Source organism: Paraglaciecola sp. (assembly GCF_030730205.1).
Taxonomy (GTDB): domain Bacteria; phylum Pseudomonadota; class Gammaproteobacteria; order Enterobacterales; family Alteromonadaceae; genus Paraglaciecola.
Map to the genome: position 1 here is coordinate 31,570 of NZ_JANQVQ010000213.1, position 7,814 is coordinate 39,383.

Sequence of the window (7,814 nt, forward strand, 5' to 3'; positions counted from 1 at the left end):
TAGACTACTCAATTGATTTAGATTAGCGCGCCTAAAAAATTATTACGCTTACTGACTGTTGTGATCCACCCAAATGATTTTACTGGTATCGAAACCAGCTTCTCGCGCTTGCTCGACAAGTTGTGCTTGCAATTCTGTCGAAAGCTGTGGCGTTCTCGCCAACAGCCAAAAATAGTCACGATCAGGGCCCGTGATCAGCGCATAATTATAGTGTTGTTTATCTAATTCAAATATCACGTAACTGGCATAAAAAGGACCAAAAAATGACACTTTTAAATGGCCAACATCGCTGCTGTTAACAAAATAGGCCTTACCTTGAGCTTCATCCCATTCTTGCTTTTTAGGATTAAAACCTCGATTCAGCACACTGACACCACCGTCGTCGCGCATTGAATATTCAGCCGTTACCTGCTGTAGTCCTTCTTCAAAAGAATGGTCGAAACGTCCTATCTCGTACCATTTACCTAAATATCGTGGTAATTCAAAATTATTTACTGGCTTAATCCCCTCAGGGACAGCAGTACAGGCAACGAACATATTTAAGCTCGTTATACTCAATATCAGTTTTAAGAAGTGGCCTGCTTTCATCTCGACTTTATTCCTGCTTAGTTGGGTAAATGCCCGGTTTTCACCAATATAATGGTCTCTTGATTTTCAACAAAAGGTTGGTGCTGGCTTAAATGCGGGCTTCGGATCCACGTTAAAGCGGGATAACGACCGTGTTCATCACAAAACTCACCTTTAAGTACGAATATTTCTTCCCCGCCCCAATGACGATGTGGATTAAAGCGAGTATTACTGCGCCACTTCACTAGTGCAGTATTTTGTGCTTCAAAGCTATGTAAGGGCATAACATGTAATCCCTCAACCATGCCTTGTAGCCAAGGCTGCTCGTTAGTATTAATAACTGTTTGCAGTTGGTCTTGTGCATCAAAGTAACAAAGTTTAACCAATAAAGTGCAGCCCTCTTTTGAAAAAGGCGCATGAGCACTGCCAGCGGGATTACGCAGATAAGTTCCCGCCGGATAATCGCCGTTTTCGTCAGAGAAAACGCCCTCTAAAACGAATATTTCTTCACCAAAAGGATGTTGGTGAGTCGGAAAAGCTGAGCCCGGTGCATACCGCACAATTGAAGTGGCTCTGCCTCTTTCTGCTTCTTGTCGTTCCAGTTTTTTTCGGGTGATGCCTTTGGCTGGCGATGGCTCCCAAGCCATAGAAGATGTCTCAATTACCACCTTGTGACTGTAGTCTTGATTTAGCATGATTTATTGAACATAAGTAAGTTTGTGCTCTTATACTTTGAGCATAAGATAATGGATGTATTTGAGCAAAAAACAAGAGCGCCGGAGCGCTCTTGTTTTGCATATTGTCATAATATTATGAGCCTAGAAGCGCAAAGTGGCACCGAGGTTGTACAGAGTAGTTGATCCAATATTATCATCCATATAAGACACTGCAGCTGATACAGCAAATTGCTCACTGATAAACCATTGACTGCGCACGGTGCTTACACCATCACTAAAACTATCAGACCATTCATAACCCAAACCAACGGATAAATTACGGTTCAAATAATAGTCAGCCGATACGGCAAAACTATCATCGCCGCTATCAGGATTAATATAAGCGCCTTCTAAACTCACAAAATTATCATTGCCCAAATCAAACAGCTTTTTACTGGCTAAGCTAAACCCTTGATAATTCATATCATCGTCAAACTGTGTATCAACCAACACAGCCCAATCACGACTCAAATAATAACCACCACCCAGTGTATAAATGTTTTCTGAATAACCATTTAAATGCTGAATGCCAGCATTTAAAAACAAACCAGTGTTTTGCAGTACATAAGTGCCGTTGACTCCCCAACTGTTTAAATTTTGATCGTCGAGATCGAATCGGGTAAACGACACATCTATTGAGTTTTGTAAATCAAGAAAGCTCGCTTCGGCCAAGGGTCCTTTGCTTGTATTAACGCTATCAAAATAATAACTACCGCCAACCGAATAAACCTTAAGCTCATCCGCCTTTAATACTGCGCCGTTAAGTTCGCTGTTAAAATTTGCATGGGCAACACCGCTGAGAAGACTGAAGGTGATGAGTGAAGCTGCAAAAGCTATTTTTTTCATTTGTTACTTTTCCTTAAATAAAAAATCGAATTGACTCAGATAAAAAATCCACAAAAATGTTTAGCACTAAGTGAAAAAACTAATTTCTATAGCGGCTAAACGTGCGACATTTATACGGTTATTGAGCTTAACCATAACTGAATAAACTCTGAATTTACTCGCATAACGTGAAGCCACGTACTGGCGATGCTATCTCCCTCAACTTCGCTTTGTCTCCATGGATATTTGTCATATTTATGGAGATCAATTCATCAGTGTGTGAACGTCACTTTCGACAAGCTGTTACACTGCCTCCACTACGTTTTTCATTACTGAGAGTTATGACTATGCAATCATCCAAACAACTATTTACTTTGATTACCTCAGAAGGGCAGTTAGAAATGACACTGCGTGAGGTTAACGTTCCTACTCCTAAACCTCATGAGGTTGTGGTACGAATTGAAGCTGCGCCAATTAATCCCTCTGATATGTGGCCAATGTTTGGTCCGGCTAATCTAGCGGATGCAACACTCGATAAAGCCAAAATGAAGCTACATGCAGCCCTATATCCTGGCATGTTGAGTCGCGTTTCATCTCGTTTAGACCAAGAACTACCCATTGGTAATGAAGGCGCCGGCACAGTAGTCGCCGCTGGAGAACACCCTGCCGCCCAAGCCATGATAGGTAAAACCGTTGCGATTTTATCCGGTGCAACATATGCAGAATACTGCTGCGTACCGATGCAAGCGTGTATCGTTCATCATGAGAATACGTCAGCCAAGGACGCCGCCTCTTCTTTTGTTAACCCTTTGACGGCACTGGGTATGGTAGAAACCATGCGAATGGAAGGTCACAGTGCTTTAGTCCACACGGCCGCTGCATCAGCTTTAGGTCAAATGCTCAACAAAATTTGCTTAGCCCAAGGAGTAAAACTCGTCAACGTAGTTCGCAATCAACAGCAAGCCACACTACTGAAAAACATTGGCGCGCAGTATATTTGTGATTCTTCTGCAGCCAGCTTTAAGAAAGACTTACTTATGGCCATAGAAGAAACCGGTGCAACCTTAGCTTTTGACGCAATCGGCGGTGGTGAGTTAGTCAGTGATATTCTGGCGGCAATGGAGCGCGTAGGCAGTAAGGATGCAAAAGGTTTCAATACTTATGGATCAGCGTCTAATAAGCAAGTGTACATATATGGCGGCTTGGATTTTTCACCAACGATTCTAAACCGAGCTTTCGGCATGACCTGGAGTGTGGGTGGTTGGCTATTAATGCGCTTTTTAGGCAAACTTCAACCAGAACGCGTTGCTCAATTGCATAAACAAGTCGCTGATGAAATTAAAACGACTTTTGCTACAACCTTTACTGATGAGCTAAGCTTCGAGCAGGCACTTACTCCCGCCACTATTGCCCAATACAATGCTAAAAAAACAGGCGCTAAATACTTCATTAATCCAAGTAAAGTCTAAATTTTGATATACCTTGATCAAGCTTCGTTATTGAAGTTTGGTCAAGGTATGTTCAACTGGAACTCATTCGGTTAAAAAAATATACTTTCATACGGCTTTTCGTTTAATCAAACCACAAACTACGCTAAGATAAGCATGTTTTTTCACACTAAGAGTTTTGCATGCTGCGCTTATTTTTCTTGTTTATTTGCTTTTGGCACCTGCCTTTAAAAGCTGAAAAATACACAGTCGCGTCACAAGATTTTAATTACTACCCTCATTATAATTTTCAATCAAAAACTGACAAAGGTTTAATTTGGGCGGTTCTCCAGGCTTTTAGCGAATACAGCGGGCACGAATTTAGTTACGACACCATGCCTGTTTTACGACTACAGAGGGAGCTTGAGAAAGGTACCGTTGATTTAGTTTATCCAGATAACCCTTTGTTTGATAACGCTGACGCTTTTGCACTGGGTAAATACTACAGTGATACGATTGTGCAAACTTTGGGTGGTACAATGGTAAAAGCTACCCGAGTCAATCAAGACATAACTAAAATTAGACGTTTAAGTATTCCATTAGGGTTCACACCTCAGTTAGGCTGGTTGCAACAAATTGAAAAAGGCAAAGTAAAACTAATCTCAGTGGTCACGCCGCTTGCTGAGCTTCATTTATTAGCTTTAGGCAGAGTGGATGCTGCTGAAGTCGACTATTTTGTTAGTCAATATCAGATACAAAACAACCCTGATTTTAAACAATTTCGCTTTGATCCTACCCTACCGAATTCAGCGGTAGATTTTAAATTATCTACCATTAAGCAGATAGGCTTAATTGACGAAATTAACGATTTCATGCACTCTCACCCCGAAATTATTCGTAAAATCAAACTGCAATATGGCATCTCAGAGCCCGAATTAATCATACAGAATTTGATGAGTTCTGTGCCTCAATCCCATTGATGTAGTCGGCCGTTTACGTCCTTATTTTCCCCTTAAATGGGCAGTTTTATTAAACACTGATTGGCAGATAATCACTCTTTTATTCTACTTAGCGCCCGTCGACGGTATGCGGATTGGCGGCAAAATACACATGTTTGACCTTACCCCAATGGATGAGCAATTCCCCGGTGCGAGTCGAAAGTCTAAGGCCCCATCGTCTTTTCAGTCGCTTAATCGTTAACTTCAAGAAAGCACCTACTACCCAACGCTGCATAGCTCGTCGACCAATAATTATATTGACTTAAATCAAACAATGTTTAAACTTTCAGAAATTACTGAAATTTCAGAAGGTAAATGTATGCAACTTACTCCAATGATTGAATCATTTGTAATGCACTTTGGTGAGATGGGCAGCCGATGGGGCTTTAATCGCACAGTAGGGCAAATTGTGGCGCTATTAGTAGTGAGTGAAGAACCCATCACAGCAAATGATATTGCCGATGCCTTACGTATTTCTCGCGGGAACGTCAGCATGGGGTTAAAAGAATTGCAGGCGTGGCGCTTAGTGCAACTTCAACACAAACCCGGTGATCGAAAAGAGTACTTTCAGGCTAATGGCAGCATTTGGGATATGGCTAACAGGGTCTTTGAAGAGCGGCGTAAACGGGAGATGGATCCAACGTTGAGTTTATTGCGCGATATTCTGCTCGATGAACCTGCTAACCAACAAGAGGTGCACGCGCAACAAAAATTCCAAGAAGTTCATGATTTACTTGAAGGGATCACAAAATGGTCAAGCGAGCTACAGCGTTTAAGTCCAGAAAAACTTAATGCCCTAATGAAGTTGGGTTCTGGGGTGGGCAAGGTACTTGATATTAAAGATAAGCTTTTGGCTAAATCAAAAAGTTAATTAGTATTCACTTTCAACATAATCGAGGATTATATGGTCGATGTACTACTGCTTTCAAGAATGCAGTTTGCCGCTAATATTAGCTTTCACATACTTTTTCCTAGTATCACTATTGCGCTTGGCTGGTTCTTATTCTATTTCAAATTACGCTTTAATTTGAGTGGTCATCCGGTGTGGATGCGCATTTATCGATTTTGGGTCAAAGTATTTGCCTTAACCTTTGCATTGGGTGTAGTCAGTGGCATAACGATGTCGTTTCAATTTGGTACAAATTGGCCGGGCTTCATGGCGACAGTTGGCAATATTGCTGGTCCCTTACTCGGCTACGAAGTATTAACGGCATTTTTCTTAGAGGCCACATTTTTAGGCATCATGCTCTTTGGTATTAATCGGGTACCGCCCTGGGTGCATACTCTGGCAACATTAATTGTCGCAGTGGGCACTACCCTCTCAGCCTTTTGGATTATCAGCCTAAATTCGTGGATGCACACCCCTGCAGGCTTTGAAATGATCGATGGCGTTGCTCACGCCGTTGATTGGTGGGCAATTATATTTAATCCCTCCATGCCCTATCGCTTGCTCCACGTTTTGCTTGCTTCAGGTTTGACAGCCGCTTTTTTGATTGCAGGTATCTCAGCTTATCGCATTAGTCGAGGCGATGACAAAAAAGCGCCGAAGTTAAGCTTAAAGTCTGCCGTTATTGTTGCTGCCATATTGATACCTATTCAAATACTCGTTGGCGATCAACATGGTCTAAATACCCTTGAGCATCAACCACAAAAAGTAGCAGCAATGGAAGCCGCGTGGGAAACACAAGAAGGATTACCTTTGGTCTTGTTTGCGGTACCCGATGCCAAACAAAAAACCAATCATTTTGAATTGGCTATTCCAAATGGGGCAAGTTTGATACTCACGCATGAACTGCATGGCAAGGTTAAAGGGATTAATGAATTTGAAGAACATCCTCCCGTAGCACCTGTGTTTTACGCATTTAGGGTGATGCTAGCAACAGGCGGCTTAATGTTACTGATTTCATGGTTTGCAAGCTTTAGCGTGTTACGCAATAAACCGCTGCCTAAGGTATTGGTCAAGGCTCTGATTTGGATGACCTTTTCAGGCTGGCTTGCAACAATTGCAGGCTGGTATGTCACAGAAATTGGCCGACAACCGTACTTAGTGAGTGGTATTTTAACCACTGCCGATGCGGTAACTGATATTCCCTCTGGTAACGTGCTGTTCAGTTTTATTGGGTATCTTGTGGTATACGCGTTATTGCTAGTAGCGTATATCAAGACAATATTTCGAATGGCGCGTAATTCTGTATTAATAGAAGAAATAAAACTAGAAGAGCGCAACGCGCAAAAAGGTTTTGTGCCACTAACTTCGCAACACACTGATTCAGAGGTATCTGTATGATAGCCGATCACAATTTACCCATTATATTTGCCGGATTAATGGCCCTTGCCGTGGTGGTGTATGCCATTTTAGATGGCTACGATCTAGGAGTTGGCGTGCTTTTACCCTTAGATAACGAAGGACAAAGCGACGAAATGATAGCCTCCATAGGACCGTTCTGGGACGCCAATGAGACATGGTTAGTGTTAGCCGTTGGCTTGTTACTCATCGCCTTTCCAGAGGCGTACAACTTAGTATTTAAGGAGTTGTATATACCTGCATTTGCTTTGTTGATAGGCCTGATTTTGCGTGGTGTAGCGTTTGACTTTAGAGCCAAAGTTCACCTCGATCACAAGCGCACTTGGGATAAAATCTTTAAACTGGGCTCGATTGTCGCCTCTGCCGCTCAGGGCTATATGCTGGGCATGTATGTTATGGGTTTTGAAAGCTCCCTTGAGGCACATTTTTTTGCTGGCTTGAGCGCTCTGGGCGTGACTTGTGCGTATGCCTTGATAGGCAGTGCTTGGTTAATCATGAAAACTGAAGGAGAGCTCCAACTCAAAGCAATCTGCTGGGCCAAACTTACGGGGAAAATCAGTTTTGTCGGCATTATCGCCGTGTGTATTGTTAACCCTTTAATTAATCCCTTTGTTTTTGAGCGTTGGACAAGCGCTCCATACGCCTATTTTATGGCCATAATCCCGGTTATTAGTTTTGTGTTGTTATTTGTAGGAAATGCGGTACTCAATCGGCTGCCACTTAAAGATGACCACGGTTGCTGGCTACCCTTTGTTATTACCTTGGTATTGTTTATCTGTTGCTTTAGTGGGCTTGCTTTTAGCTTTTTTCCTTGGGTCGTACCGCAGCAACTCACTATTTGGCAAGCAGCAAGTGCTCCCGAGTCCTTACGTTTTATCTTAGTAGGTGCGCTCATTGTGATACCTTGTATCTTGGCCTATACCGCTTTTTCATATCGAGTATTTTGGGGCAAAGTAGAACATCTGCGTTATTACTA

8 protein-coding genes are annotated in these 7,814 nt (G+C 42.3%); 5 read left to right on the forward strand and 3 right to left on the reverse strand.

The genetic code is table 11. The features are described 5' to 3' along the window. Positions 1–48: 48 nt before the first annotated feature. The 3 genes from NWQ57_RS14415 to NWQ57_RS14425 all read right to left on the reverse strand — a co-directional run bounded on the left by NWQ57_RS14415 (position 49) and on the right by NWQ57_RS14425 (position 2,129). Positions 49–537 (reverse strand): lipocalin family protein, encoded by a 489-nt coding sequence (locus NWQ57_RS14415; protein ID WP_306022861.1) that lies wholly within the window; start codon positions 535–537, stop codon positions 49–51. A gap of 68 nt (positions 538–605) precedes the next feature. After that, positions 606–1,262 (reverse strand): cupin domain-containing protein, encoded by a 657-nt coding sequence (locus NWQ57_RS14420; protein WP_306022862.1) that lies wholly within the window; start codon positions 1,260–1,262, stop codon positions 606–608. Between the two features lie 123 nt (positions 1,263–1,385). Continuing rightward, positions 1,386–2,129 (reverse strand): putative porin, encoded by a 744-nt coding sequence (locus NWQ57_RS14425; protein ID WP_306022863.1) that lies wholly within the window; start codon positions 2,127–2,129, stop codon positions 1,386–1,388. Positions 2,130–2,455: 326 nt separating this feature from the next. On the opposite strand from NWQ57_RS14425, the gene NWQ57_RS14430 reads away from it, so the two are divergent. From NWQ57_RS14430 to cydB, 5 genes are all read left to right on the forward strand, one after another. Then, the gene (locus NWQ57_RS14430) at positions 2,456–3,577 is read left to right on the forward strand and encodes a zinc-binding dehydrogenase (RefSeq protein ID WP_306022864.1); all 1,122 of its coding nucleotides are present in this window, start codon (positions 2,456–2,458) and stop codon (positions 3,575–3,577) included. Positions 3,578–3,738: 161 nt separating this feature from the next. Next, the gene (locus NWQ57_RS14435) at positions 3,739–4,515 is read left to right on the forward strand and encodes a hypothetical protein (protein WP_306022865.1); all 777 of its coding nucleotides are present in this window, start codon (positions 3,739–3,741) and stop codon (positions 4,513–4,515) included. Positions 4,516–4,852: 337 nt separating this feature from the next. Continuing rightward, on the forward strand, positions 4,853–5,404 hold the full coding sequence (locus tag NWQ57_RS14440) for a GbsR/MarR family transcriptional regulator (protein WP_306022866.1): 552 nt from the start codon (positions 4,853–4,855) through the stop codon (positions 5,402–5,404). Positions 5,405–5,437: 33 nt separating this feature from the next. Continuing rightward, the gene (locus NWQ57_RS14445) at positions 5,438–6,820 is read left to right on the forward strand and encodes a cytochrome ubiquinol oxidase subunit I (RefSeq protein WP_306022867.1); all 1,383 of its coding nucleotides are present in this window, start codon (positions 5,438–5,440) and stop codon (positions 6,818–6,820) included. After that, positions 6,817–7,814: cytochrome d ubiquinol oxidase subunit II (gene cydB, locus NWQ57_RS14450; RefSeq protein WP_306022868.1), on the forward strand; the 998-nt coding region annotated here is incomplete at its 3' end. The genes NWQ57_RS14445 and cydB, both read left to right, overlap by 4 nt.

Coding starts and splice junctions, on each gene's coding strand:
- NWQ57_RS14415 (WP_306022861.1), bottom strand. CDS start 537: ATGTTCGTTGCCTGTACTGCTGTCCCTGAGGGGATTAAGCCAGTAAAT.
- NWQ57_RS14420 (WP_306022862.1), bottom strand. CDS start 1,262: ATGCTAAATCAAGACTACAGTCACAAGGTGGTAATTGAGACATCTTCT.
- NWQ57_RS14425 (WP_306022863.1), bottom strand. CDS start 2,129: ATGAAAAAAATAGCTTTTGCAGCTTCACTCATCACCTTCAGTCTTCTC.
- NWQ57_RS14430 (WP_306022864.1), top strand. CDS start 2,456: ATGCAATCATCCAAACAACTATTTACTTTGATTACCTCAGAAGGGCAG.
- NWQ57_RS14435 (WP_306022865.1), top strand. CDS start 3,739: ATGCTGCGCTTATTTTTCTTGTTTATTTGCTTTTGGCACCTGCCTTTA.
- NWQ57_RS14440 (WP_306022866.1), top strand. CDS start 4,853: ATGCAACTTACTCCAATGATTGAATCATTTGTAATGCACTTTGGTGAG.
- NWQ57_RS14445 (WP_306022867.1), top strand. CDS start 5,438: ATGGTCGATGTACTACTGCTTTCAAGAATGCAGTTTGCCGCTAATATT.